General features: G+C 70.4%; 19 protein-coding genes and 5 tRNA genes. 11 read left to right on the forward strand and 13 right to left on the reverse strand.

The window, feature by feature from the left end; genetic code table 11:
- Window positions 1-191 precede the first annotated feature (191 nt).
- Window positions 192-1283: a Leu/Phe/Val dehydrogenase gene (locus ACLVWQ_RS32395; protein WP_414112789.1), complete on the reverse strand. Its 1092-nt coding sequence runs from the start codon at window positions 1281-1283 to the stop codon at window positions 192-194.
- 271 nt (window positions 1284-1554) lie between these two features.
- Between ACLVWQ_RS32395 and ACLVWQ_RS32400 the strand changes: the two genes are divergently transcribed.
- Both ACLVWQ_RS32400 and bldC read left to right on the forward strand, forming a co-directional pair.
- Window positions 1555-2421, forward strand: coding sequence for a hypothetical protein (locus tag ACLVWQ_RS32400; RefSeq protein ID WP_414112790.1), 867 nt, complete (start codon window positions 1555-1557; stop codon window positions 2419-2421).
- A gap of 482 nt (window positions 2422-2903) precedes the next feature.
- Window positions 2904-3110 (forward strand): developmental transcriptional regulator BldC, encoded by a 207-nt coding sequence (gene bldC, locus ACLVWQ_RS32405; RefSeq protein ID WP_003949541.1) that lies wholly within the window; start codon window positions 2904-2906, stop codon window positions 3108-3110.
- 552 nt (window positions 3111-3662) lie between these two features.
- On the opposite strand, the gene ACLVWQ_RS32410 is transcribed toward bldC, so the two are convergent.
- From ACLVWQ_RS32410 to hrpA, 3 genes are all read right to left on the reverse strand, one after another.
- Window positions 3663-3857, reverse strand: a complete 195-nt coding sequence (locus ACLVWQ_RS32410) for a DUF6274 family protein (protein ID WP_414112791.1) — start codon at window positions 3855-3857, stop codon at window positions 3663-3665.
- A 407-nt stretch (window positions 3858-4264) separates the two neighbouring features.
- Window positions 4265-4339: transfer RNA gene (locus ACLVWQ_RS32415), tRNA-Asp, on the reverse strand.
- A 94-nt stretch (window positions 4340-4433) separates the two neighbouring features.
- Window positions 4434-8441 carry an ATP-dependent RNA helicase HrpA gene (hrpA, locus tag ACLVWQ_RS32420; RefSeq protein WP_414112792.1) on the reverse strand — a complete coding sequence of 1336 codons (4008 nt, stop codon included), beginning with the start codon at window positions 8439-8441 and terminating at the stop codon, window positions 4434-4436.
- Between the two features lie 379 nt (window positions 8442-8820).
- On the opposite strand from hrpA, the gene ACLVWQ_RS32425 reads away from it, so the two are divergent.
- A complete protein-coding gene (locus ACLVWQ_RS32425; protein WP_414112793.1) occupies window positions 8821-9918 on the forward strand; it encodes an ABC transporter permease in 1098 nt (365 codons plus the stop codon).
- 277 nt (window positions 9919-10195) lie between these two features.
- Here ACLVWQ_RS32425 and ACLVWQ_RS32430 read toward each other — a convergent pair.
- The 4 genes from ACLVWQ_RS32430 to ACLVWQ_RS32445 form a co-directional block, all read right to left on the reverse strand.
- Window positions 10196-10272, reverse strand: a tRNA-Phe gene (locus tag ACLVWQ_RS32430).
- 24 nt (window positions 10273-10296) lie between these two features.
- A tRNA-Asp gene (locus ACLVWQ_RS32435) sits at window positions 10297-10371 on the reverse strand.
- Window positions 10372-10420: 49 nt separating this feature from the next.
- A tRNA-Glu gene (locus ACLVWQ_RS32440) sits at window positions 10421-10493 on the reverse strand.
- A gap of 80 nt (window positions 10494-10573) precedes the next feature.
- A complete protein-coding gene (locus ACLVWQ_RS32445; RefSeq protein ID WP_414112794.1) occupies window positions 10574-12127 on the reverse strand; it encodes a metallophosphoesterase family protein in 1554 nt (517 codons plus the stop codon).
- Window positions 12128-12261: 134 nt separating this feature from the next.
- On the opposite strand from ACLVWQ_RS32445, the gene ACLVWQ_RS32450 reads away from it, so the two are divergent.
- From ACLVWQ_RS32450 to ACLVWQ_RS32475, 6 genes are all read left to right on the forward strand, one after another.
- Window positions 12262-12612: a metallopeptidase family protein gene (locus ACLVWQ_RS32450; protein WP_414112795.1), complete on the forward strand. Its 351-nt coding sequence runs from the start codon at window positions 12262-12264 to the stop codon at window positions 12610-12612.
- A 182-nt stretch (window positions 12613-12794) separates the two neighbouring features.
- Window positions 12795-13301: a hypothetical protein gene (locus tag ACLVWQ_RS32455; RefSeq protein ID WP_414112836.1), complete on the forward strand. Its 507-nt coding sequence runs from the start codon at window positions 12795-12797 to the stop codon at window positions 13299-13301.
- 335 nt (window positions 13302-13636) lie between these two features.
- On the forward strand, window positions 13637-15910 hold the full coding sequence (locus ACLVWQ_RS32460; RefSeq protein WP_414112796.1) for a DEAD/DEAH box helicase: 2274 nt from the start codon (window positions 13637-13639) through the stop codon (window positions 15908-15910).
- Between the two features lie 167 nt (window positions 15911-16077).
- A complete protein-coding gene (locus tag ACLVWQ_RS32465) occupies window positions 16078-17613 on the forward strand; it encodes an amino acid permease (RefSeq protein WP_414112797.1) in 1536 nt (511 codons plus the stop codon).
- Between the two features lie 143 nt (window positions 17614-17756).
- Window positions 17757-17829, forward strand: a tRNA-Lys gene (locus tag ACLVWQ_RS32470).
- A 154-nt stretch (window positions 17830-17983) separates the two neighbouring features.
- Window positions 17984-18703, forward strand: coding sequence for a leucine-rich repeat domain-containing protein (locus tag ACLVWQ_RS32475; RefSeq protein WP_414112798.1), 720 nt, complete (start codon window positions 17984-17986; stop codon window positions 18701-18703).
- A 115-nt stretch (window positions 18704-18818) separates the two neighbouring features.
- Here ACLVWQ_RS32475 and ACLVWQ_RS32480 read toward each other — a convergent pair whose 3' ends face one another.
- Both ACLVWQ_RS32480 and ACLVWQ_RS32485 read right to left on the reverse strand, forming a co-directional pair.
- Window positions 18819-19604: an N-acetylmuramoyl-L-alanine amidase gene (locus tag ACLVWQ_RS32480; protein ID WP_414112799.1), complete on the reverse strand. Its 786-nt coding sequence runs from the start codon at window positions 19602-19604 to the stop codon at window positions 18819-18821.
- A 144-nt stretch (window positions 19605-19748) separates the two neighbouring features.
- Window positions 19749-20018, reverse strand: coding sequence for a winged helix-turn-helix domain-containing protein (locus ACLVWQ_RS32485; RefSeq protein WP_414112800.1), 270 nt, complete (start codon window positions 20016-20018; stop codon window positions 19749-19751).
- A 183-nt stretch (window positions 20019-20201) separates the two neighbouring features.
- Here ACLVWQ_RS32485 and ACLVWQ_RS32490 point away from each other — a divergent pair, with 183 nt between their 5' ends.
- Together ACLVWQ_RS32490 and ACLVWQ_RS32495 are read left to right on the forward strand one after the other, a co-directional pair.
- Window positions 20202-20474, forward strand: coding sequence for a hypothetical protein (locus ACLVWQ_RS32490; protein WP_414112801.1), 273 nt, complete (start codon window positions 20202-20204; stop codon window positions 20472-20474).
- Window positions 20474-20854, forward strand: a complete 381-nt coding sequence (locus ACLVWQ_RS32495) for a hypothetical protein (protein WP_414112802.1) — start codon at window positions 20474-20476, stop codon at window positions 20852-20854. The genes ACLVWQ_RS32490 and ACLVWQ_RS32495 overlap by 1 nt, the downstream gene beginning before the upstream one ends.
- Here the strand turns inward: ACLVWQ_RS32495 and ACLVWQ_RS32500 are convergent.
- The 3 genes from ACLVWQ_RS32500 to ACLVWQ_RS32510 all read right to left on the reverse strand — a co-directional run bounded on the left by ACLVWQ_RS32500 (window position 20826) and on the right by ACLVWQ_RS32510 (window position 23795).
- The gene (locus tag ACLVWQ_RS32500; RefSeq protein ID WP_414112803.1) at window positions 20826-22091 is read right to left on the reverse strand and encodes a hypothetical protein; all 1266 of its coding nucleotides are present in this window, start codon (window positions 22089-22091) and stop codon (window positions 20826-20828) included. The two genes, ACLVWQ_RS32495 and ACLVWQ_RS32500, sit on opposite strands and share 29 nt — an antisense overlap.
- 20 nt (window positions 22092-22111) lie before the next feature.
- Window positions 22112-22966 carry an inositol monophosphatase family protein gene (locus ACLVWQ_RS32505; protein WP_414112804.1) on the reverse strand — a complete coding sequence of 285 codons (855 nt, stop codon included), beginning with the start codon at window positions 22964-22966 and terminating at the stop codon, window positions 22112-22114.
- Between the two features lie 151 nt (window positions 22967-23117).
- Window positions 23118-23795, reverse strand: coding sequence for a GTP cyclohydrolase II (locus ACLVWQ_RS32510; RefSeq protein ID WP_414112805.1), 678 nt, complete (start codon window positions 23793-23795; stop codon window positions 23118-23120).
- Window positions 23796-23809 lie beyond the last annotated feature (14 nt).

The following is a 23809-nucleotide window of genomic DNA, read 5'->3' on the forward strand; positions in this document are numbered from 1 at the left end:
CTGAGCCCACGCCCATACGGTACGTCGCCCGCAGGAAGCGGCTGTGCCCAGGACCTGCGAGGTGCCCTGTCCCCGCTGGTCAAACGCGATTTTAACCTCTTCCGGGAGAGCGACCCGCCGACGAACGTGAGAGTTCTCTCCCGGATCCGCCGACGGGTGCCCCGCGGAACCTTCCGCACCGCTCCGGGACGTCAGGGGCGGCGGGCCTCCGCCATGCGGTGCTCGGCGATCCTGTCGGCCGCGGCGGCCGGCGGAATCCCGTCTTCCTTCGCACGAGCGAATATTGCCAGCGTGGTGTCGAAGATCTTCGCGGCCTGCACCTTGCACCGGTCGAAGTCGAAACCGTGCAACTCGTCGGCGACCTGGATGACACCGCCCGCGTTCACCACGTAGTCCGGCGCGTAGAGGATCCCGTGGTCCGAGAGGTCCTTCTCGACCCCGGGGTGCTCCAGCTGGTTGTTGGCCGCGCCGCAGACGATCGAGGCGGTGAGCGCCGGCACGGAGTCGTCGTTCAGGGCGCCGCCGAGCGCGCACGGGGCGTAGACGTCCAGGCCCTCGGTCCGGATCAGCCGCTCGGTGTCCGCGGCGACCCGCACGGCGGGGTGCTTGTCGGCGATGCGTCCCACGGCGTCCTGGCGCACGTCCGCGATCACGACCTGGGCGCCCTCCTCCAGCAGGTGCTCCACCAGATGGCGTCCCACCTTGCCGACGCCCGCGACGCCGACCGTGCGGCCGCGCAGCGAGGAGTCGCCCCACAGGTGCTGGGCCGAGGCCCGCATGCCCTGGAAGACCCCGAAGGCGGTCAGGACGGACGAGTCGCCCGCGCCGCCGTTCTCGGGGGAGCGCCCGGTCGTCCAGCGGCACTCGCGCGCCACGACGTCCATGTCGGCCACGTAGGTGCCGACGTCGCACGCGGTCACGTACCGCCCGCCGAGCGAGGCGACGAACCGGCCGTACGCGAGGAGCAGTTCCTCGGTCTTGATCTGCTCGGGGTCGCCGATGATCACGGCCTTGCCGCCGCCGTGGTCGAGCCCGGCCATGGCGTTCTTGTACGACATGCCGCGGGCGAGGTTCAGCGCGTCGGCGACAGCGGCCGCCTCGCTCGCGTACGGGTAGAAGCGGGTGCCGCCGAGGGCCGGGCCCAGAGCGGTCGAGTGGATGGCGATGACGGCCTTGAGGCCGGTGGCGCGGTCCTGACAGAGCACTACCTGCTCATGGCCTCCCTGGTCCGAGCGGAACAGGGTGTGCAGTACGTCGTCAGGGCTGCCGGTCACGTCGGTCACGGTGGTGACTCCCAGGTACATAGCGGCGGGTGGGGCGGCCCTCGTGCGGGTGGCGGGGGTCCGTCTGGCACGAGATTAGAGCTTGCGCGGGACCGCCATGGTCGCAGTGGTCAGGATCACCCTCTTGCGGAGTACGGTCGACCTGGGGCGTGGGACGATTTGCAGGGGTTTCCCGCGCGGAGTCCCGCACGCCCGTGCACCGCGTACGCGCGGATCGCGCTCGGGCGCGGGTCCGCGGTTTTCCACCGGGCCGGCTGGGGAGGGAGCAAGTGTGCCCAAGGTGTCCTCGTTGATCGTCCCGTACGCGTCCTATCTGCGCGTGTACGAACCGCTCGCGGCCTTCCCGGAACCGGAGCGCGGCCACTGGGCCCGCTACGCGCGCCGCCCCGGCCGCCCCTCGTACCAGGACGAACTGCGCCGTTCGCTGGCCGACCTGCTGCCCGTGCCGCCGATCCCGGTGCCGGTGCAGGAGAGCGGGGACGCGTTCGTCGCGGAGGTGGACGGCGTGCTGTGCGTGTGCCCCTGGCGGACCCGGCTGCGCGGCTGGGAGGCGCTCGGGGAGCTGGCGGGCGAGCTGCCCGCGCCCGTCCTGGACGCGGCGCTCCCGGAGCTCGTACGGCGGCAGGCGGCGCAGGACTACGAGCGCTGGCTCGCGCGCAATCCCGACGCCCGGCCGTGGATCCGCACGTCGACCTGGCAGGTCCCGCTGAACTGGTTCGTGCTCGTCTCGGACGAGGAGCGCGAGTACGACAAGGGAGCGGGGTCCGGGGGCGGTTCGACGGCCGAGGAGGACGCGCCGGTGCTCCGCTACCGCACGCCGATGGTGCAGGCGCGGCGGCGGGTCGCGAGGGGGCTGCGCACGCTGCGGGAGGCCATCGACGAGGGGCCGCTCATCGACGGCCTGCTGGACGTGGGGCGTTGGCTCGAGGAGTTCCATCCGCGCTCGCTGGTGGAGCTCGACTACGGCGGCCTCGTGCACGTCCTGCCCGCCGGGGAGCTCGACGGCGACCACTCCGCGGCGGACGTCGCCGCGGGCATCGAGGCGCTGCGCACGGGGGACGGGCCCGGCGCCGGGGAGGCGTACGGCCGGCTCGTGGAGCGGTGGCGGTCGGTCCGGGACCGTCGTTCGGCCAACTGAGGCCGGGGCCGACGGTTCCTGTGTGTCACGGCGCCTGACAGGACGTAAGTCCCGATCCGGGTCGTACCGGGTAAGCGTGACGGACAGCACTAACACGGACCTTGCGCCTAACGCCCCTCCTCATGCCAAAATAGGACAAGGAGTCCGGGGAGGACTCTCTCTGCCCGCGTATGGGTGGAATCTCAGCATTGCTTGCCGTGGGGGTCTCGTGACTCCTGATCGTCCTGTGACTGATCGTCACAGTGGCGTGACTGTCCGCTATGGCATGGTCCATCGGCTTCCGTCGCTGATGAACACCTGGGAGGGCAATTCCATCGGTTTGGCCGACGAGGCTGGACGGATGGTGTAGTTGTAGTGCCGAGGACAAGCCGTTCGTCCTATAACCGACTCGACCCGCATCCGCCATTTCGGGCAACGCGGGTCAAGGTGCAGAATTTAGAGGAAAGAACCGAGAAGGTTCGGTTCTCCCGAGGAGGCCGCTCATGACCGCTCGCACCCCTGATGCCGAGCCGCTGCTGACCCCGGCTGAGGTCGCCACGATGTTCCGCGTGGACCCGAAGACGGTCACGCGGTGGGCGAAGGCCGGCAAGCTCACATCGATCCGCACGCTCGGCGGGCATCGCCGTTACCGCGAAGCCGAGGTCCGTGCTCTGCTCGCGGGCATTCCGCAGCAGCGCAGCGAAGCCTGAACAACAACTGCATAGCAGGGATATCAGGGCATTTCGGCGGTTCCCCCAACTTGTCGGTAGGCCCTGACCCAAGCTCCAAGCGACGCGGAACCCGCCCCAACGGGGTCCACGCCCGAGCAGGAACCACAAGCATTCTGGGTGCGTCGTAGATCGCGCTGGACTCCGCCGAGTCCGGCGCGATCTTTTTTGTGCGCTGGTCGCCCGGGGTGTGCGCGTCTGTGTGTGCCTGCCGGGCCTGCCTGTGAGCGGCCTTGTCGCAGTCTGAGCGAGGCTGTCGGATCGGCTGTGGGTCGCCTCGGGGCCGGAGTGCAATGGCACATATTAAATTGACCAGTTGTAGGTGGGGGGTAAATTCCGCATGTTTGAAAACTTATGCGGTGACACCCGTCACATGCCCGGGTCCTTGTTGCGCACGGCGTATCTGCGCTAAAGGGGAATCCTGTGCATCTGGGGCCGGGCGAGGGGCAGTTGGTGTGCGGCGGGTCCCTCGGCGGGTCCTCGCGATCCCTCGGTGGTTCTTCGGTGGTTCTTCGGTGGTTCTGAGCACGCCCGTCAGGACGGGGAGGAGGTCTCGTCCTCGGGGGTGCTCTCGGGGGCGCCCTCGAGGTCGTCCGGGGCGGATTCCGAGGCCAGTCGGAGGAGGCGGTGGCAGATCGGACAGTGCCTTGTCCGGTGGGGGTGGCCTGAGGCGGCCGACAGATGGGCGCGGAGGAGGGCTCGCGTCTCATGTCGGGCTGTCGCCGCCATGGTCACCTCCGGTGGGGCTGGGGACTGGGGGTCTGGGGTCTGGTGCCGGCTTCGAGGCCTGGCTTCGTGGCCTGGCTTCGGGGCCTGGTTTCTAGGTACTTGCGGAATGTGACTGCGTCAAGACCGGGGGGTTGCTGTGGGGGCCTGGAGGGGCTGGTGGGGTGGGTGATCGGAGCTGTGTCGGTGCGTTTTCGGGTGCCGGCCGGTGGGGGCTCGTCGCGCAGTTCCCCGCGCCCCTGAGGGGTGGGGGTGCGGGGGTGTGTCCGGTGCGGGGCTGTGGGGGGTTGAGTGCGCCGTTCCTCGCGCCCCTGGGGAGCGTGCGCCGGTCCTTGCGCCCCTTGCGGGGCGTCTCCGGGTATGACTGAGGCCCCGCATCCTGGTGGATGCGGGGCCTTCTTTGTCTGTTGCGGTCCTGACGGGATTTGAACCCGCGGCCTCCACCTTGACAGGGTGGCGAGCACTCCAAGCTGCTCCACAGGACCAGGTTTCGCAGTGCGGATCTTGCGTTGCGCTGCGAGACGAGACTCTACAGGAGGGTTGGCCCCCGGAGCGAACTCACCCGGTGTGCGGGCGCCGTTACGGTGCGGCCGCGTCGATCGCCTTCACGATGCGCTTGTCGGAGACGGGGAACGCCGTGCCCAGCGCGTGCGCGAAGTAGCTGACCCGCAGCTCCTCGATCATCCAGCGGATGTCCAGGACGGAGGAGGGGACGGGGCGGCCCTGCGGCAGCTGCTCCAGCAGCCAGGCGTACTCGTCCTGCATCTCGTGGACCTTCTCCATCCTGCTGGTGTCCCGCTGGACGTTCGTCGGCATCTGCTGGAGCCGGCGGTCCGCCGCCACCAGGTACCGCATCAGGTCCGGCAGCCGCCGCAGCCCCGTCGCCGTGACGAAGCCGGGCCGTACGAGCGCGTCCAGCTGCGTCCGTACGTCCGTCAGGTTGGCGAGGAGCACGGGGCTGCGTACGCCCTTCAGACGGCGCTCACAGGCCTGCCAGGCGGCCAGCACCTGCTCGACCTGCCCGACCGTACGGACCGTCGTGTCGACGATCTCCGCGCGCACCCTCTCGTACAGCTTCCGGTACGACTCCTCGTCCCAGGCCGGGCCGCCGAAGTCCCCGATCAGTTTGTCGGCGGCGGCCGTCGCGCAGTCGTCGAACAGGGCCTGCACCGACCCGTGCGGGTTCGCGGACAGGGCCAGCTTCTGGGCGTTGGTGAGCTTGTCCGACGCGAACTTCCCCGGATTCACCGGGATGTTGCGCAGGATGAGCCGCCGCGTGCCCTTCCACATCGCCTGCTGCTGCTCGGCCTCGGTGTCGAAGAGGCGTACGGAGACCGTGCCGGCCGCGGGTCCCGCGTCGACCAGCGCCGGGTACGCCTTCACCGGCTGGCCCGCCCTGCGCGTCTCGAAGACCCGGGTGAGGGAGCCGATGGTCCAGTCGGTCAGCCCCGTGCGCTCCAGGGACTCGCCGCCCTCGCGCTGGGCGGTCGCCGCCGCGGCCTGCGAGATCGCCTGGCGCGCCTTCGGCTTCAGCCGCAGCTTCAGGGCCTCCAGGTCCTTGTCCTCGGCCAGCTTGCGGCGCCGCTCGTCGACGATCCGGAAGGTGATCCTCAGATGGTCGGGGAGCCTGGACCAGTCGAAGTCGTCGGCCGTGAGCGGCACCCCGACCATGCGCTTGAGCTCACGCGCCATCGTCACCGTCAGAGGCTCCTGAAGGGGCACCGCCCGCCGCAGGAACCGCTGAGCGAAGTCCGGCGCGGGAACGTAGTTGCGGCGGATCGGCTTCGGGAGGGAACGGATCAGCTCGGTGACGACCTGCTCCCGCAGCCCCGGGATCTGCCACTCGAAGCCCTCGTCCGTGACCTGGTTCAGCACGTGGAGCGGGACGTGGACGGTCACGCCGTCCGCGTCGGCACCCGGCTCGAACTGGTATGTGACGGGGAACTTCAGCCGTCCCTGCCGCCACGAGTCCGGATAGTCGTCCTTGGTGACCGCCCCGGCGCTCTCCCGGATGAGCATCGAACGCTCGAAGTCGAGGAGTTCGGGCTCCTCCTTGTGCTTGTGCTTCCACCAGGAGTCGAAGTGGGCGCCGGACACGACGTGTTCGGGCACCCGCTCCTCGTAGAAGTCGAAGAGCGTGTCGTCGTCGACCAGGATGTCCCGGCGCCGCGCCCGGTGCTCCAGCTCCTCGACCTCGGTCAGCAGCCGGCGGTTGTCGGCGAAGAACTTGTGGTGCGTACGCCAGTCGCCCTCGACGAGTGCGTTGCGGATGAAAAGTTCGCGGCTGGTCTCCGGGTCGATCCGGCCGTAGTTGACCTTCCGGTGGGCGACGATCGGCACGCCGTACAGCGTGACCTTCTCGTACGCCATCACCGCAGCCTGGTCCTTCTCCCAGTGCGGCTCGCTGTACGTGCGCTTCAGCAGGTGCTCCGCGAGCGGTTCGATCCACTCGGGCTCGATCCGCGCGTTGACGCGGGCCCACAGCCGGGACGTCTCGACGAGTTCGGCGGACATCACGAAGCGCGGGGGCTTCTTGAAGAGGGCCGAGCCGGGGAAGATCGCGAACTTGGCGTTGCGCGCGCCCACGTACTCGTTCTTCGAGGTGCTCCGGCCGCCTTCGCGCCCGCCGTCCTTCCCTGTTCCGGTGCCGGTCCCGCTCTCCTTCACGTCCTTCATGCCGATGTGGGAGAGCAGTCCGGCGAGGAGGGAGAGATGGACCTGCTGCTCGGGCGCGTCGTCCTCGTTGAGATGGATGCCCATCTGCTTGGCGACGGTCCGCAGCTGCGTGTAGATGTCCTGCCACTCGCGGATCCGCAGGAAGTTCAGGTACTCCTGCTTGCACATGCGACGGAACGACGACGAGCCGCGCTCCTTCTGCTGCTCGCGCAGATACCGCCACAGATTGAGGTACGCGAGGAAGTCGGACGTCTCGTCCTTGAAGCGGGCGTGCTGCTGGTCCGCCTGCGTCTGCTTCTCGGCCGGCCGCTCGCGCGGGTCCTGGATGGAGAGCGCCGCCGCGATCACCATGACCTCGCGCACGCACCCGTTCTTGTCGGCCTGGAGGACCATGCGGGCCAGGCGCGGGTCGACGGGCAGCTGGGCGAGCTTGCGGCCGGTCTCCGTCAGCCGCTTGCGCGGGTCCTTCTCCGCCGGATCGAGCGCGTTGAGCTCCTGGAGGAGCTGGACGCCGTCACGGATGTTGCGGTGGTCCGGCGGGTCGATGAAGGGGAACTTCTCGATCTCACCGAGCCCGGCCGCGGTCATCTGGAGGATGACGGACGCCAGGTTCGTACGGAGGATCTCCGCGTCCGTGAACTCCGGGCGGGACAGGAAGTCGTCCTCGGAGTACAGCCGGATGCAGATGCCGTCGCTGGTGCGGCCGCAGCGGCCCTTGCGCTGGTTGGCGCTGGCCTGCGAGATCGCCTCGATGGGCAGCCGCTGGACCTTGGTGCGGTGGCTGTATCGGGAGATACGGGCGTTGCCCGGGTCGATCACGTACTTGATGCCCGGGACGGTGAGGGAGGTCTCGGCGACGTTCGTGGCGAGGACGACCCTGCGTCCGGTGTGGGACTGGAAGACGCGGTTCTGCTCGGCGTGCGAGAGCCGGGCGTAGAGGGGGAGGACTTCCGTGAAGCGGTAGTGCTTCTTCTCCAGCGCGTCCGCCGTGTCGCGGATCTCCCGCTCCCCGGACAGGAAGACGAGGATGTCGCCCTTGCCCTCGCCCTGCAGCTCCTCGACGGCGTCGCAGATCGCGGTGATCTGGTCGCGGTCGGCGTCGTCGCCCTCTTCTTCGAGGAGGGGGCGGTAGCGGACTTCGACGGGGTACGTGCGCCCGCTGACCTCGACGATCGGGGCGTCCCCGAAGTGCCGGGAGAAGCGCTCCGGGTCGATGGTCGCGGAGGTGATGACGACCTTGAGGTCCGGCCGTCTGGGCAGCAGCTGGGCCAGGTAGCCGAGCAGGAAGTCGATGTTCAGGGACCGCTCGTGGGCCTCGTCGATGATGATCGTGTCGTAGGCGCGCAGGTCGCGGTCCGTCTGGACCTCGGCGAGCAGGATGCCGTCCGTCATCAGCTTGACGAAGGTGCGGTCGGGGTTGACCTGGTCGGTGAAGCGGACCTTCCAGCCGACGGCCTCGCCCAGCGGGGTGTCCAGCTCGTCGGCGACCCGCTCGGCGACGGTGCGCGCGGCGATACGGCGGGGCTGGGTGTGCCCGATCATGCCGCGGACGCCGCGGCCCAGTTCGAGACAGATCTTGGGGATCTGGGTCGTCTTGCCGGAGCCGGTCTCGCCCGCGACGATGACGACCTGGTGGTCACGGATGGCCTCCGCGATCACGTCCTTCTTCTGGCTGACGGGCAGTTGCTCGGGGTACGAGACGGCGGGCACGTGGGCGCGCCGCTCGGCCATTCGGACCTCGGCGCCGGCCACCTCCGACTCGATCTCGGCGGTGACGGCGGCGCGGGCCTCGGGCTTGCGGATCCGGCGCGCGCCCTCGAGCCTGCGTCCGAGCCGGTGCGCGTCGCGCAGTGACAGCTCGGCCAGACGGGAGGCGAGATCGCCGAGGGCGGGGGCAGGATGCGTAGACATACGCGGTCCAGGATCTCACCTCGGGCAAACGACGGGCGAACGCTTTTGCGCCGGACCCCTCCCGGGGGGTGGGCGGGTGCTGTTGGAGCCCCGGTGGGGCAGTGGTCGCGGTGGCCCCTCTGCTGGTGCCTCGCCGACCCTTCGCCCCGTTGCCGGACCCGAGGTTTCGACCGGCGTTCCGGTCGGCCGGGTGCGGTGGCCGTGGGTGCGGCGGCGTCGTGGCTGGGCGCGGTGGCCGTGGGTGCGGCGGCGTCGTGGCTGGGCGCGCAGTTCCTCGCGCCCCTCAGGGGCCGTGGCTGACCGGCGCCCGCGCGGTGGGCCTGGTTCGGGTGACTGCCGTCGTGGAGAAATATCCCTTCCGTCCCTTTAGCGTGGGCGTATGTCCGAGATGCCGCAGCCGCACGGTGCCCATGGCAGGCCGCCCACGCGTCGTGAACGCTGGGGCTCCTTCAAGGAGTCGCCCTTCCTTCCCGCGTCGGTGCTGGTGCTGATCCTCGCCGCCGCGGCGGGGCTCTTCGCCGGCTCGTACACGTACTCCATGGCGGACCCGACCCCGCGCCACGTGCCGACCGCGGTGGTGGGCGCGTACGAGGAGACGCGGGGCAAGGCCTTCCTGGACGGGATGGAGAAGGCGCTCGACGCCTCGCTGAAGATCCACGCGTACGACAGCCGGGCGGCGGCCGTCGAGGCGGTGGACGACCAGAAGGTCTTCGCGATCCTCGACGCGCGGGACAACGGCAAGGCGGTGGTCTTCGACGTCTCCGGGGCGTCCGGGGCCTCCGTCGCGGAGGTGCTGGAGGAGGCCGCGCCCGCCGTCGGCAAGGCCACCGGGGTGGCGGTGACCGTCCGGGACATCAAGCCGCTGCAGGACGGTGACCCGCGCGGGCTCGCGATCTTCTACATCTCCCTGGCGGCCGTGATCATCGGCTTCGTCGGCGCGATCCAGCTCAGCGTGCACGCGCGGGGGCTGAACCCGCTGGAGCGGATCGCGTTCACGGCCCTGTACGCGCTGCTCGGCGGGTTCGTGATCGCGGCGGTGGTCGACTGGCTGCTCGGCGCCCTGGACCTGCCGTTCGTGGAGTCCTGGCTGATCCTCGCGCTGACCATGTTCACGTCCGGCATGGTCTTCACGATGTTCAACACCCTGTTCGGGCGCTGGGCGATGCTGCCCACCTGGGGGCTGATGGTCCTGCTCGGCAACCCGTCCTCGGGCGGCGCGGTCTCCTGGCCCCTGCTGCCGTCACCGCTCGGCGTCATCGGCAAGTGGCTCCCGCCCGGGGGTTCGGTCAACGCCCAGCACACGGCGGTGTACTTCGCCGGCCACCAGCACGTGTTCCCGTTCCTGGTGCTCGGCGGCTGGGCCCTGGTGTCCTGCGCGGTCTTCTGGATCTGGCGCCACCGCCACCCCGGCGGCCGGGCCGGCGCCCCGGCCCGTGCGACGGACACGGCACCTTCGGCGGGCGAGGCTGCTGCCTGACGGCCGAGTGGCGCTGCTTGGCGGCCTGCGTGACGGCTGGGGGGCGAGCGCCCGGCACGCGCCCACCGCCCCTGGTGGGGCGGGGGCGGGCCGGTACGTCCAACCCGCCGCAACCGGGCGTACGGCCCGGCGCCTGTGGAGTGGACGTCTTTTGCGTGAGCTCTAGGCGGCGGGCTGCGACATACCGGCCCGCCCCCGCCCGGTCGTGTGGCGACTGCGGGTCCCAGGGGCCTGGGCGTAGGACGAAGGCCCCGTCCTGGTGGACGGGGCCTTCGGGTGGTGGCTGGGGCCGGGATCGAACCGGCGACCTATCGCTTTTCAGGCGATCGCTCGTACCAACTGAGCTACCCAGCCACGCGATTCACTGAAGAATCGCAGCGGTCCTGACGGGATTTGAACCCGCGGCCTCCACCTTGACAGGGTGGCGAGCACTCCAAACTGCTCCACAGGACCCAGCTGTTGTGCGCTAACCGGTGAAATCAGTTTCGCACACGATATTGCGTGCCCCCAACGGGATTCGAACCCGTGCTACCGCCTTGAAAGGGCGGCGTCCTAGGCCGCTAGACGATGAGGGCTATCGGCCCGCCTGGGCGCCTTGCAGCGCGTCGGGGACGTGAGAAGCATATGGGATGTCGGGAGGGATCGCCAAAACGGTTTAGGGGGTGGGGGCGGAAGGGGGAGCCGAGGCCGGCGCGCCGGGTTGGTTCTCCTTCGGGAGATGACGGCTGACCTCGGCCGTCGTGAGCCCGAGACCGCCCAGTTTGATCTCGTCCCAGGCCTGCAGACGGCGGGTGTCGCGGTCCAGGTAGAGGATCGACGTCTCGATCGGGTCGGGGTTCCTCCCCTCGACCGCGCGCAGGCCGCTGCCGCCGGTGGACCCCTCGATGCGCAGCCGCGTGCCGTACTTCATGACCTCCATCTCCTGGTGGTGGACATGGCCCGCCAGGACCAGGGGGACATCGCCGTCCGTCACGCGGGCCGCGTTCGGGTTGTGCGCGATCGCGATGTCGACCGGGGTGCCCGCGGCCTCCTGGTCGCGCAGGGCGGAGGCGAGACGCGCGCCGGCCAGTTCCTCCGCCGGTTCGCCGACCGCCTCGGCCGAGCGGTCCGGTGTGTACTGCGGGTCGCCGATCCCCGCGAACCGCAGCCCGGCGACCGACACGGCCCGCCCGTCGTCCAGGACGTGCACGTTCTTCATGCGTTCCAGATACTTCTGGGTGACCTGCGAGTCGTGGTTCCCGCGCACCCAGACGTAGGGCGCGCCCAGGTCCGCCGCCGGGTCCAGGAAGCCGTTCTCCGCCGCCGTCCCGTGGTCCATCGTGTCGCCGGAGTCCACGATGACGTCGATCTTGTACTGCTCCACGAGCGAGGCGATGATCTTCCAGCTCGCCGGGTTGAGATGGATGTCGGAGACGTGCAGGACCCGGATGGTGGAGGGGTCCGGCGCGTACACGGGCAGCGTGGACGTGACGTCGTACAGCTTCGTCACGTTCGTCACCAGGCGGGCCAGCTCCTTCTGGTAGACGTCGAACTCGCTGACGATGCTGCGGGCGTTGCCGACGACCGAGGGCGCGGAGGAGAGCAGTCCGGAGAACTTCGGCTCAAGGACCGACTTGGGGTTCCAGGTGGCGAAGGCCGTCGCCCCGCAGGCGACCAGCAGGGTCAGCGCCAGGCCGCCCGCCGCGAGGGCCCGGCGCGGGCGCCGGTAGACGGCCAGGCCCAGGGCCGTCGCGCCGGAGACGACGGCGACACAGGAGCGTACGGCCAGGTCGAGGGTGCCGGCGCCGACGTCCTGGCCCACCTCGTCCTGGAGGCCGGAGAGCCGTTCCGGGTGGTCGACGAGGGCCTGGGAGCGGACCGGGTCGAGCCGGTCGACGTCCACGTCGAGCCGGAGCGGGGCCGTGTGGCTGCGCAGTTCGAGCGCGCCGAGCGGGGAGACGTTGATCTTCGTGCCGCCCGTGAGGGAGGGCCGCAGGGTCATCGTGGTGTCCATGGGGCCGACCGGCGCGCGGACGTTCCCCACGATCAGCAGGCCCAGCCACGCGCCGAGCAGGACGACGGCCAGGAGACCGAGCGCCCGGGTGTACGGGTGCGGCTGGTGGACGAGTTCGACGACGGGGTGGGCGCGGCGTGAGCGGTAGTGGCGTACGAGGAGGCGGGGGGCCTTCCGTACGTGGTGCAGAGCGGTGGCAGCGGGGACGCGGGCCATTCGTCCCGTATGCCCAAGGTGTGGGGCGGGTATGCGGCGGTGCTGCCGTCCGGGCGACGGCGGACCGGCCGTTCGCCGACGGCGGGCCTGCCGTCCGGCCTACCGTCCGGGCGTCCGTACCGGACAATGGTCGGGTGCTGGAGATGACGCGCGAGGAGTTCGAGGAACAGGTCGCCGAGGCGCTGGACCGGATCCCGCCGGAGCTGACGCGGTTGATGGACAACGTGGCGGTGTTCGTCGAGGACGAACCGCCCGCCGACGATCCCGAGCTGCTCGGGCTCTACGAGGGGACGCCGCTGACCGACCGCGGTGAGTGGTACGCCGGGGTGCTGCCGGACCGGATCACCATCTACCGGGGCCCCACGCTGCGGATGTGCGGGTCGCGCGAGGAGGTGGTGGCCGAGACCGAGGTGACCGTGGTGCACGAGATCGCCCACCACTTCGGGATCGACGACGCACGGCTGCACGCCCTCGGGTACGGCTGACGTCCGGCGGCCCGTCATACACATCGCTCACCGCTTCTCCGCGTACGCCCGCGTGTCCTCTTGCGGGCGGCGGGAGTTGGGCAGGGGGACCCCTCGTCCCCTTCCCCGCGCTCCCGTTCCCCGCGTTTCCGGCCCCGTCCGGACCGGGGGACCCCATCCGGAGGTAGCTGCTCGTGCGCGCCATGTACGTACCCGTCCGTCTGGCCGCCGCGGCCCTGGCCGTCGCCGCCTGTGCCGGCTGCATGAGCGTCGGCGACGACGAGGGGAGCCGGACCGGGCCCTCCCACTCCGCGGGGAAGCCGGGCCATGAGGTGCCCGGCGGGGGGCCGACGGTGAGCGGCGGCGCGGGGCGGCACGGCACGAGTGACGGAAAACACGCCGGGGCCAAGCCCCACAGGTCCCGCCCCGGCAAGGCGTCGCCGTCGGCCGGTGAGAGCGGCTCGACCGCGCCGAGGAAGCCGGGCAAGGGCGGCTCCGACGGGAAGGACCCCGGGCCGGGGGTACCGGAACCGACGCAGGAGCAGCCGACGCCGACCCGTCCGGATCCGGAGCCGACGCCCCCCAAGGAGACGTCCGAGCCGTCACCGGAGCAGCCCCCCGCCGAGCCGTCGTCCTCGGCGCACCCCGAGCCCGAACCGCAGCTCGTCGAGCGCCGGGAACCGGCGCCGGAGGCCGGGGTCGAGGCCTGAGTGTGAGTGAAGCGTGGGCGACCGATGAGCGACCGATGAGCGACCGCTGTGGGGTGACCGGCCGCGGGGCACGGCTGCGGATGGTGGCTCGCGCGGCGGTTCCGTGTGGGCTTGCGCACGTCTCTGACCTGCGGGATCTGTCTCAGTTTGCCTTGCGCGGCAGGGGGTGCGTATGGTGGTAGATCGTTTGATCCCACTTGCCCGGCGCCGATAAAAAGAGCGCCGCGTGGCGCGTACTCTCCCTTGCCGTGGCTGACCGCATTGAGGCGGTCGTTTGCGAAATCACGGAGTTGACGGGCGCGTGCCGACGAGACTCCGGAAGGTTTCGCATTCGCATGTCCATTTCCAGTACTGATCACATCGTCGTGCCCGAGAACGAGGCGCCCGAGCCGACAGAGCCCACCCAGGTGACCGAGACCCAGGTGACCGAGACGGTCGAGGCGGCCGACGAGAACGCGGCTCCCGCGACCCCCGAGATCACCTTCACCGACCTCGGTCTCCCCGAGGGCGTCGTGCGCAAGCTCTCGCAGAACGGTGTGACCGCCCCCTTCCCGATCCAGGCCGCGACCATCCCGGACGCCCTGGCCGGCAAGGACATCCTCGGCCGTGGCCGCACCGGCTCCGGCAAGACCCTCTCCTTCGGTCTGCCGCTGCTCACGCAGCTCTCCGGCGGCCACACCGAGAAGAAGAAGCCCCGCGGCATCATCCTCACGCCGACGCGTGAGCTCGCGATGCAGGTCGCGGACGCCCTCCAGCCGTACGGCGACGTCCTCGGCCTGAAGATGAAGGTCGTCTGCGGCGGTACGTCGATGGGCAACCAGATCTACGCCCTGGAGCGCGGCGTCGACGTCCTCGTCGCCACCCCGGGCCGGCTGCGCGACATCATCAACCGTGGCGCCTGCTCCCTGGAGAACGTCCAGGTCGCGGTGCTCGACGAGGCCGACCAGATGTCGGACCTGGGCTTCCTGCCCGAGGTCACCGAGCTGCTCGACCAGATCCCCGGCGGCGGCCAGCGCATGCTGTTCTCGGCCACGATGGAGAACGAGATCTCCACGCTGGTCAAGCGCTACCTGACCAACCCGGTGACGCACGAGGTCGACAGCGCCCAGGGCAACGTCACGACCATGTCGCACCACATCCTCATCGTGAAGCCCAAGGACAAGGCGCCGGTCACCGCCGCGATCGCCTCCCGCAAGGGCCGCACGATCATCTTCGTCCGCACCCAGCTGGGCGCCGACCGCATCGCCGAGCAGCTCTGCGACTCCGGTGTGAAGGCCGACGCGCTGCACGGCGGCATGACGCAGGGCGCGCGTACCCGCGTCCTGGAGGACTTCAAGAAGGGCTACGTCAACGCGCTCGTCGCGACCGACGTCGCCGCCCGAGGCATCCACGTCGACGGCATCGACCTGGTCCTGAACGTGGACCCGGCCGGTGACCACAAGGACTACCTGCACCGCTCCGGCCGTACGGCCCGTGCGGGGCGCAGCGGCACGGTCGTGTCGCTCTCCCTGCCGCACCAGCGTCGGCAGATCTTCCGCCAGATGGAGGACGCGGGCGTCGACGCCACGCGCCACATCATCCAGGGCGGCGCGGCCTTCGACCCGGAGGTCGCTGACATCACGGGCGCCCGGTCGATGACCGAGGTCCAGGCGGAGTCCGCGGGCAACGCGGCGCAGCAGGCCGAGCGCGAGGTGTCGCAGCTCGGCAAGGAGCTGGAGCGCGCGCAGCGGCGTGCCGTCGAGCTGCGCGAGGAGGCCGACCGGCTGGTCGCGCGCTCCGCGCGTGAGCGTGGCGAGGACCCGGAGGCCGCGCTGGCCGAGGCGGCAGCCGTCGTCGAGGCCGCCGCGGTGGCCGTGGCGCAGGAGCCGGTGGCGCAGGCCGCCGAGCAGCGCGACGAGCCGCGTCAGCGTCGTGACGACCGCGGCAACTACGAGCGCCGCGACCGTCGTGACGACCGCCCCTCGGGTGGTTCGGGCGGTTTCCGTCGTGACAACGACCGTGGTGGTGACCGTGGCGGCTTCCGTCGTGACGACCGCCCCGCGACCTCGGGCGGCTTCAACCGCGACCGTCGTGACGGCGACCGTCCGTCGGGCGGTTTCAACCGTGACCGCCGTGACGACCGTTCGTCGGGTGGCTTCAACCGCGACCGTCGCGACGAGCGTCCCTCCGGTGGTTTCCGCCGGGACGACGAGCGTGGTGGCGGCCGTTCCTTCGACCGTCGTGACGACCGCCCCTCGGGTGGCTTCCGCCGCGACGACCGTCGTGACAACGACCGTGGTGGTGACCGTGGCGGCTTCCGTCGCGACGACCGCCCCGCGACCTCGGGCGGCTTCAACCGCGACCGCCGTGACGGCGACCGTCCCACCGGTGGCGGCTTCCGCCGGGACGACCGTCCGGCCGGTCACCGGGGCAGCGACCGCCCGTTCAACCGTGACCGCCAGAGCGACCGTCCCACCGGCGGCGGCTTCCGCTCCGGTGGTCACGACCGCCCGTCGGGCCGCCGTGACGACCACCGCGGCGCCGGCTCGGGTTCGGGTTCCGGCAGCACCGGTTCCGGCTCCTCCTTCGGCCGCCGTGACGAGAAGCCCCGCTGGAAGCGCAACGGCTGACAGGGCATGAACTGAATCGCGCGAAGGGCCCGGACGACCTCGGTCGTCCGGGCCCTTCGGCGTCCGGGGCCTGGCGTCTGGCGTCCGCGGCCCGGGGCCGTGTATTTCGGCCAGGTGAACTGCTCTGTGGCGCATGTCATACCCCCGGCGGGGGCATTGCTGGGGGCATGACAGATGACGCCAGAGTGAGTGGGCTGTCGGACGAAGAGCGGCTGGCCCAGCTCGGTTACACGCAGGTTCTCGCCCGCCGTATGTCGGCGTTCTCCAACTACGCGGTCTCCTTCACGATCATCTCGGTCCTCTCGGGCTGTCTGACGCTCTACCTGTTCGGCATGAACACCGGCGGCCCGGCCGTGATCACCTGGGGCTGGATCGTGGTCGGGCTCATGACCCTGTTCGTCGGGCTCGCGATGGCCGAGATCTGTTCGGCGTATCCGACCTCCGCGGGCCTGTACTTCTGGGCCCACCGGCTGGCGCCGCCCCGGACGGCCGCGGCCTGGGCGTGGTTCACGGGGTGGTTCAACGTCCTCGGCCAGGTCGCCGTGACCGCCGGCATCGACTTCGGCGCGGCCTCGTTCCTGGGCGCGTATCTGAACCTCCAGTTCGACTTCGAGGTCACCCCGGGCCGTACGATCCTGCTCTTCGCCGGGATCCTCGTCCTGCACGGCCTGCTGAACACCTTCGGCGTACGCATCGTCGGCCTCCTCAACAGCGTCAGCGTGTGGTGGCACGTGGTGGGCGTGGCGGTCATCGTGGGCGCGCTGACCTTCGCGCCGGACCACCACCAGTCGGCGTCCTTCGTCTTCACGGAGTTCGTGAACAACACGGGCTGGGGCAGCGGCTTCTACGTGGTGCTGCTCGGGCTGCTGATGGCGCAGTACACCTTCACCGGGTACGACGCCTCGGCGCACATGACGGAGGAGACGCACGACGCGTCCACGGCGGGCCCGAAGGGCATCGTCCGGTCCATCTGGACGTCGTGGATAGCGGGCTTCGTCCTGCTGCTGGGCTTCACGTTCGCGATCCAGTCGTACGACGGTGCCCTCGGGTCGCCGACGGGGGTGCCGCCGGCCCAGATCCTGCTGGACGCGCTCGGTGCGACGGCGGGCAAACTCCTGCTCCTGGTGGTGATCGGCGCACAGCTGTTCTGCGGCATGGCGTCGGTGACGGCCAACTCCCGCATGATCTACGCCTTCTCGCGGGACGGGGCGCTGCCGTTCTCGCGCGTCTGGCACTCGGTGAACCCGCGCACGCGCACGCCCGTCGCGGCGGTGTGGCTGGCGGCGCTGGGCGCGCTGGTCCTCGGCCTGCCGTACCTGATCAACGTGACCGCGTACGCGGCGGTGACGTCCATCGCGGTGATCGGCCTCTACATCGCGTACGTGATCCCGACGCTGCTGCGGCTGCGCAAGGGCGAGGCCTTCGAACGGGGCCCGTGGCATCTGGGCCGCTGGTCCCGCCCGATCGGGATCGTGGCGGTCGTCTGGGTCGGCGTGATCACGGTCCTGTTCATGCTCCCCCAGGTCTCACCGGTCACCTGGGAGACCTTCAACTACGCCCCCGTCGCCGTCCTGGCGGTCCTGGGCTTCGCCGCGGTGTGGTGGTTCGCCTCGGCCCGGCACTGGTTCCTCAACCCGGACCACGAGCGCACCCGCGCCCGCGAGGCGGCTCGCGCCGGCGCCCCGGAGCCGGTCGATCCGTGACGTTCCCGCCCCCTTCCCCACCCTCTGGCCCCCTTCGGCGCGGCCGGGACACCGATACCCGATCGGAGTCCCGGCCACCTCCGGCTATGCTCGTTCCTGGCATCGACGCGGGTCGGTGCGTGCGCCGACGCGGGTCGGCACACGGACCCTTAGCTCAATTGGCAGAGCAGTGGACTTTTAATCCATTGGTTGTGGGTTCGAGTCCCACAGGGTCTACGGGAGCAGGGGGAGGGAAACCTCTTCTGACCTGCCGCGCAGCGCCTGGGTCGGCTTCGGTCGGGTCGGGCGCTGCGGCGTTTCCGGGTTCTGGTCAGGCGCGAGGGTGGGGACGGGCGCCGGGCGCTGAGCGGCCCGGGGGAGGGAGCACGCCGTGCCGCACGTACTGAACCTCTGGCGCCAACAGCTGGGACACGTACCCGAGTCCGTCTGGCGGCGCACCGAGCTGCGGGTGCTGATCCTGGCGGACAACGGGCTCACCGACCTCCCGCCCGGGATCGGACGGCTGCACCGGCTCACCACTCTGGACCTCGGCCACAACCACCTCACCTCGGTCCCCGCCGAACTGGGCGACCTGGCCGGACTCAGCGGCTGCCTCTACCTGCACGACAACAGGCTGACGAAGATCCCGGACGCGCTGGGGAACCTGACGCGGCTGCGCTACCTCAATGTCGGCGAGAACGCGCTCACCGCCCTGCCCGAGGCCCTGGGCCGGATGTCCGGACTCGTCGAACTCCGCTCGCAGCACAACCGGCTCACCACGCTGCCCGACAGCATCGGCGACCTCCGCGGCCTGCGCGAACTGTGGCTCCGGGGCAACGCGGTCGAAAGCCTGCCGCCGTCCATGGCCGACCTCCGCGAACTGCGCCACCTGGACCTGCGGGAGAACGCCCTCACCGAGCTCCCTCGGGCGCTGGTCGCCCTGCCCCGGCTGCGCCAGATCGACGTACGGGGCAACCGCCTCACGAGCCTGCCGGACTGGGTCGTCGACCTGCCCGCGCTGGAGAAGCTGGACCTGCGCTGGAACGCCTGTGAGCCCGCACCGTCGCTGCTGGCCGAACTGGAGCGGCGAGGCTGCGTCGTTCTCTCGTAGGCGGGGGATCAGCGTGCGGTGGTGGCGGCGGTGGCGTCGACGCCGGCCGTGACTCCGCTCTGCGCACCGCCACGCCCCCGTGGCCCGGAAGGCGCGGCGGTGCGGAGAACCGGCCTCACTTCTGGGGGATCTTCAGGACCTGGCCGACGGTGAGCGTGTCGGACGTCAGGCCGTTGAGCGTCTTGATCTCGGTGTAACGGTTGCCGTCGCCGAGCTTGGCCACGGCGATCGACCAGAGGGTGTCGCCGGCGCGGACGGTGTACGTGGTGGTCCCGCCCGGCGACCAGGACGCCGCGTGCTTGAGCCGCTCGGCGACCCGCTTGCGGATGTCCGGCATCGACACCCCGGGCCCGCGCGGGTCGATCTTCCCGGGCTGCCACTCCTTGTGGCCGATCACGGAGGTGTCGCCGTCCTTGCCCCAGCCGTGCGCCCGGAGGACGGCGGCGGCCGCGCGGACCATGGCCTCGACCTGGACGGCCGGCCACGGGTCCTTGTTGTCGCCGAGGTTCTCGCACTCGAAGCCGTAGAGGCGGCTGTTGCCGTCGGTGTTGGCCTCGTTCACCGCGGGCAGCGACCTCTCGGCGATGACCGCGGCCAGTACGTCGTCGTCACCGAGCCCGGCGTGGTTGGCGCGGCCGTAGCCGACGAGGTGCACGGTGCCGTTCTTGGCGACGACACCGTGACACAGCGGGCCCGGCAGCCCGCTGTAGCCGTCCCGGCATATCGCGACCGTGGCGGCGGTGCCCTTGGTGACGGTGTGATGGACCATCACACCGTGGACGGGCCCCCAGGCTCCCTGGCTGTTGCGGTTGTGGGTACGCCAGTTGCCGACCTCGACGACCTTGACGCCCTCGGCCTTCAGGGCGGCGAGGAACTTGGCGGCGGACAGTGGTGCGGCCACATCTACTCCTTCGGTTTCCATGGGTGCTTCCAGCAACGATGGTCGCGCCTGCAACGCCCGCGCACTGCACAACGGCGATATCGCCCAGCCACTGGACCCTCAGAAACGAGGAGAGCCCCGGCCGTGCGGCACGGGGCGGCCCCTTCAGGCGTCCGGTTCGCCCGCTGCGGTTTCCTCGCCGGACGGCTCCGGCATTCCGACGACGTACGTCCCTTTCGCGGGCAGGGTGGCCACGAGCCCGCGTTTCCGGAGTTCGACGACGGCCCGGCGCACGGTGCCGATGCTCACGCCGTAGAGCTCTGTCATGGCGCGCTCGCCGGGCAACGCCGCCCCCTGCGGCAGCTTGCCGGACGCGATGTCTGCCGTGATCGCGTCGGCGAGTTTCACGTACTCGTAGCGCGGAAGCTCAGTCATCCTTTCACGGTGCCGCAGCCCAATGCGGACCGCAGGGCCGGAACGCGTTCCAACGCGCTGGGGTGCGGACTCACGCAGAGGGGTGCGGGGGGACGCAGTTGCCGGTATGGTCGGTATACGCAAAACCCCGGCGAGGTGGCCAGACCTCCCGGGGCACGGCCAACGCTTGAAAGGAGCGTCGACATGCTCGACCTTATCCGCCGCGCCCTCCGATGGACGCGCCTCCTCTTCTCCCCGGGTACCGGCAGACGGCGTCGTACGCGCCATCACGCCTGCCTCTGCGTCCACATCACCGCCGTACGGCTTCCCCGTCACCGTTCCCCGTACGGTCTCGTGACGCCTCTCGACGGTGCCGATTCAGCCCTCGTGCGCCCCTATCTGGCCGCCCACGAGCGGGAAGCCGCCCTCCGGCAGGGGCACCGTCCCGGTCTCGTACGTGCCGAGGTGGCTGCCTGATGGAGCGCGTCACGGAACACGCCGACGGACCCGAGGCGGTGGCCGGCGACCTCGTGCCCCGCCTTCTGCCCTGGCCGTCCCCCGACGGGAGGCCGAGCTACCTGCTCACGGACCACGGCGGCGGATACCTGTCCCGCCTCGCCGACGAACTGGAGGCGGCGCAGCTCGCCACGGGCGGTGATGTGCTCGCCCTCGCCCGTCCGCTGCTGGACGACCCGATGTCGCCGTACACGGAGATCCGCTACGCGGGCATCCGGCTCGCCGAGTGCCTGGCCGACGTCCTGCGCGTGGCCGAGTCGCGGGGCATGCGTCTGCCCGCCGCGCCGGACGGCGAGAACGGCGGGCGGGCGGTCAACGGCCCGCCCGTTTCCACGCGTTGATGAACTCCTTGTACAGGAACCGCTGGAAGGGCTGCGCGCCCACGAACGCGAACTGCTTGCCCAGCGACCGCGCCCCGAACCACAGGCCGCTGACGGCGGGCACCCCGGTCGCCACCTGGGTGACAGACGCCACGGAACTCACCAGCTCCTGCTCCATGGCGGACATCTCGGCCCTGCGCAGCCCCAGCCGGTCGAGGAGTTGATGCTTCACGCCTTCGATGTCGCGGGCGAGGCGCAGCTGGTCCTCGTCGGTGACGCAGCGTTCGACGGCGTGCCGGAGATCTGCCGCCCGCTCGCGGTACTCCTGCACGCGCTGGACGATGAGGGCGATCCAGCCATGGTCGTCCAGCCGTCCGGCCTCGGCCGGCTCCCACAACCTGCCACCCAGCAGCGGCAGTTCCAGTTCGAGCAGCCGCAGTCGATGGGCGTTGTCCTGCCCGGCGGTGCGGCTGAGCGTGTCGTGGATACCGCGCACCGCCTGGATGATGTCCAGCACCGTGTCGTCGCCCGCGCCGTCCCGCGTGAGGTCGAACGTCAGGGAGAAGTCCCTGCGGAGCGGATGGGACTGGTACGGCATCTGGGCCGCTTCCGCGCGGGCCTGGTACTTCATGCCGCGCGCGAGGGTGGCCATGAGGTACTTGCCCTGGCCGGGAGCGGTGATGTCCCGCAGGGGCCCGGCGAGGATGACCGCCGCGGCGCGGGCCCATTCCCCGAAGCCGTCCTCCTCGACCCCGTCCTGGGTGGGGATGCGGTAGGAGTGATGACCGCTGGTGTTCCGGACCTTCTGTTCCTGGAACGCGCTCCAGCCCTGTAAACGGCTGGAGAGCGCGGTCTGTGAGCCGGCGCTGGCACGGTCGATGGTGAACGCCTGCTCCACGAAGCGAGCCATGCTGGTGATCCCGCGCACGCTCTCCAGGTCGCTGAGCGCGGTGTCCACCAGGTCCGCCGCACGTCTCTGCTGGGGGGCGTCGGCTTGGAGGGTACGGGTCAGACCCGTCCGCATCAGTTCGCGCAGCAGCAGCGGGCGTTCCCCGAAGTCCTCCGGACGGGGGTTCGACAGCACGGGGTGTCCCACGTACACCCGGGACATGAAGATGAGCGACTGCACGATCTCCACGAAGCACTGCCGGGCGAACGGATCATCGGGCTGAGCGGCCTTGTTCTGGGCCAGCAGAAAGTCGTCTGCGCTGATGAAGGATGTGACGTCGAGGAGGACGTCGGTGTTCCGTTGTGTCATCGGCCGAACGCTCCGCGTCGTCAGTGAGGTGCGTCGAGGAACCAGGAGACGGCCTCGGGCCGCCCCATGATCGTGGAGGCGAAGACGGGCTCCGCCTGGCTGAAGAAGGACGGCTGCGCAGGCAGTGCCTTGCCCTCTTCGTCGCAGTGGCGCAGTCCCGCAGCCGTGCCCAGGCACAGGCCGGCGATCCCGTCCCACACCTTCTGCCTGCGTCGCCAGAACAGTTCGAAGGGCGGCAGGGCCGGGTCCGTGGCACGGCTGAGGTCGACGGCGGTGCGGACCATGTCGAGGGTCTGCGACGTCGTCCGCGTCTTCAGGAGGAATCCCGCCTGCCCGGCTGCCGGGTCGAAGCCCCGGGGAGGTGTTCCCGCACTGCGGGTGGCGGAGATCCACCGTTCCGCTTCGGGCGGGGCGGAGGGAGCGACCTCTTCACCGTTGAGGGTGAGACGGCGTGCACGCGCGTCAGCCGTCACGGTGAGAGGGGTACGGCCCGAACCGAGTTCCGGGGCGAGGACGAAGGCCGACACCGGCAGCCAGTCCTCCAGGAGGCAGACCACCGAACAGAACTCGACTCGTCCCTCCCGGACGAACTCCGCCGTTCCGTCGATGGGATCGATCACCCAGACCCGCCCGCCGGCGTCCGCCACCTCTTCCCGAGGCCCCTGGCGTTCGTCCTCCTCGGCGATGACCACGGCGTCCGGCTCACCGGCCCGGATCGCGTCGATGATGATCCGCTGCACCGTGACGTCCGCCTCGGTGAGGAGGGTGCTGTCCGCCTTGACTTCGACAGGGAGATCCCCGAGGTGGCCGCGGTACTCGGCGAAGACCGGGAGAAGCCGTTCGGCGAGTTCGTCCCACAGCGGGGCAACGGACATCAAGAACCCTCCGGCGGCTCGGGCAGACGACGTTCGGCCCTCGGCGTCAAGGGCTGTGGCAGCACCCTGGCACAGTCACGGACCGTCCCGGAAGACGGCGGCCTGGTGACAGGGCGTTCGGTTGTCCGAGTGGTGTCGGCGGGTGGCCGGGTCAGCCCGCCGTGAGCTTCGACAAGGGCAGCGTGTGGTGGGTCTGGAGGACCTTCGCGCGGAGGTAGAGGACGTTGTGGGCCGTGGTGAACACGCCCGTCGGCACGCGGTGCTGTACGTCCACGCCCAGGGCGCGGAGCTGTTCGGCCTTGTCGGGGTTGTTGGACAGGAGGTCCAGTTCCGTGATGCCGAGGGCCGTGAGCATCTGGGCCGCCGCCGTGTAGTCGCGGGCGTCCTCGGGCAGGCCCAGGGCCGTGTTGGCGGCGTACGTGTCGAGGCCCTCGTCCTGGAGGGCGTACGCGTCGAGCTTGTTGTAGAGGCCGATCCCGCGGCCCTCCTGGCGGAGGTAGAGGAGGACGCCGCCGCGCTCGGCGATCCGCTCGACGGCCTCGCGCAGCTGCGGGCCGCAGTCGCAGCGGGACGAGCCGAAGGCGTCGCCCGTCAGGCACTCGGAGTGCAGGCGGACCAGGGGCGTGGCGCCGGCGGGGTCGAGGTCGCCGAGGATCATCGCCACGTGTTCCTGGCCGTCGGCCAGGCCGTGGAAGGTGACCAGTTCGGCGTCGACGCTGTAGCCGTCGTGGAAGCGCAGGGGCACCCGGACGCGCGAGCGCTGGGTGGCGGCGGGGTAGTGGGGCTCGGGCATGCGGGTACTCCGGTCCACGTTCGTCATCTGTTTCATATTTGAAGCAGATC

This window comes from Streptomyces sp. CWNU-52B (assembly GCF_047444975.1).
Classification (GTDB): domain Bacteria; phylum Actinomycetota; class Actinomycetes; order Streptomycetales; family Streptomycetaceae; genus Streptomyces.

Coding starts and splice junctions, on each gene's coding strand:
- ACLVWQ_RS32510 (WP_414112805.1), bottom strand. CDS start 23,795: ATGAAACAGATGACGAACGTGGACCGGAGTACCCGCATGCCCGAGCCC.
- ACLVWQ_RS32455 (WP_414112836.1), top strand. CDS start 12,795: ATGTACGTACCCGTCCGTCTGGCCGCCGCGGCCCTGGCCGTCGCCGCC.
- ACLVWQ_RS32465 (WP_414112797.1), top strand. CDS start 16,078: ATGACAGATGACGCCAGAGTGAGTGGGCTGTCGGACGAAGAGCGGCTG.
- hrpA (WP_414112792.1), bottom strand. CDS start 8,441: ATGTCTACGCATCCTGCCCCCGCCCTCGGCGATCTCGCCTCCCGTCTG.
- ACLVWQ_RS32490 (WP_414112801.1), top strand. CDS start 20,202: ATGCTCGACCTTATCCGCCGCGCCCTCCGATGGACGCGCCTCCTCTTC.
- ACLVWQ_RS32445 (WP_414112794.1), bottom strand. CDS start 12,127: ATGGCCCGCGTCCCCGCTGCCACCGCTCTGCACCACGTACGGAAGGCC.
- ACLVWQ_RS32485 (WP_414112800.1), bottom strand. CDS start 20,018: ATGACTGAGCTTCCGCGCTACGAGTACGTGAAACTCGCCGACGCGATC.
- ACLVWQ_RS32505 (WP_414112804.1), bottom strand. CDS start 22,966: ATGTCCGTTGCCCCGCTGTGGGACGAACTCGCCGAACGGCTTCTCCCG.
- ACLVWQ_RS32500 (WP_414112803.1), bottom strand. CDS start 22,091: ATGACACAACGGAACACCGACGTCCTCCTCGACGTCACATCCTTCATC.
- ACLVWQ_RS32410 (WP_414112791.1), bottom strand. CDS start 3,857: ATGGCGGCGACAGCCCGACATGAGACGCGAGCCCTCCTCCGCGCCCAT.
- bldC (WP_003949541.1), top strand. CDS start 2,904: ATGACCGCTCGCACCCCTGATGCCGAGCCGCTGCTGACCCCGGCTGAG.
- ACLVWQ_RS32460 (WP_414112796.1), top strand. CDS start 13,637: ATGTCCATTTCCAGTACTGATCACATCGTCGTGCCCGAGAACGAGGCG.
- ACLVWQ_RS32425 (WP_414112793.1), top strand. CDS start 8,821: ATGTCCGAGATGCCGCAGCCGCACGGTGCCCATGGCAGGCCGCCCACG.
- ACLVWQ_RS32495 (WP_414112802.1), top strand. CDS start 20,474: ATGGAGCGCGTCACGGAACACGCCGACGGACCCGAGGCGGTGGCCGGC.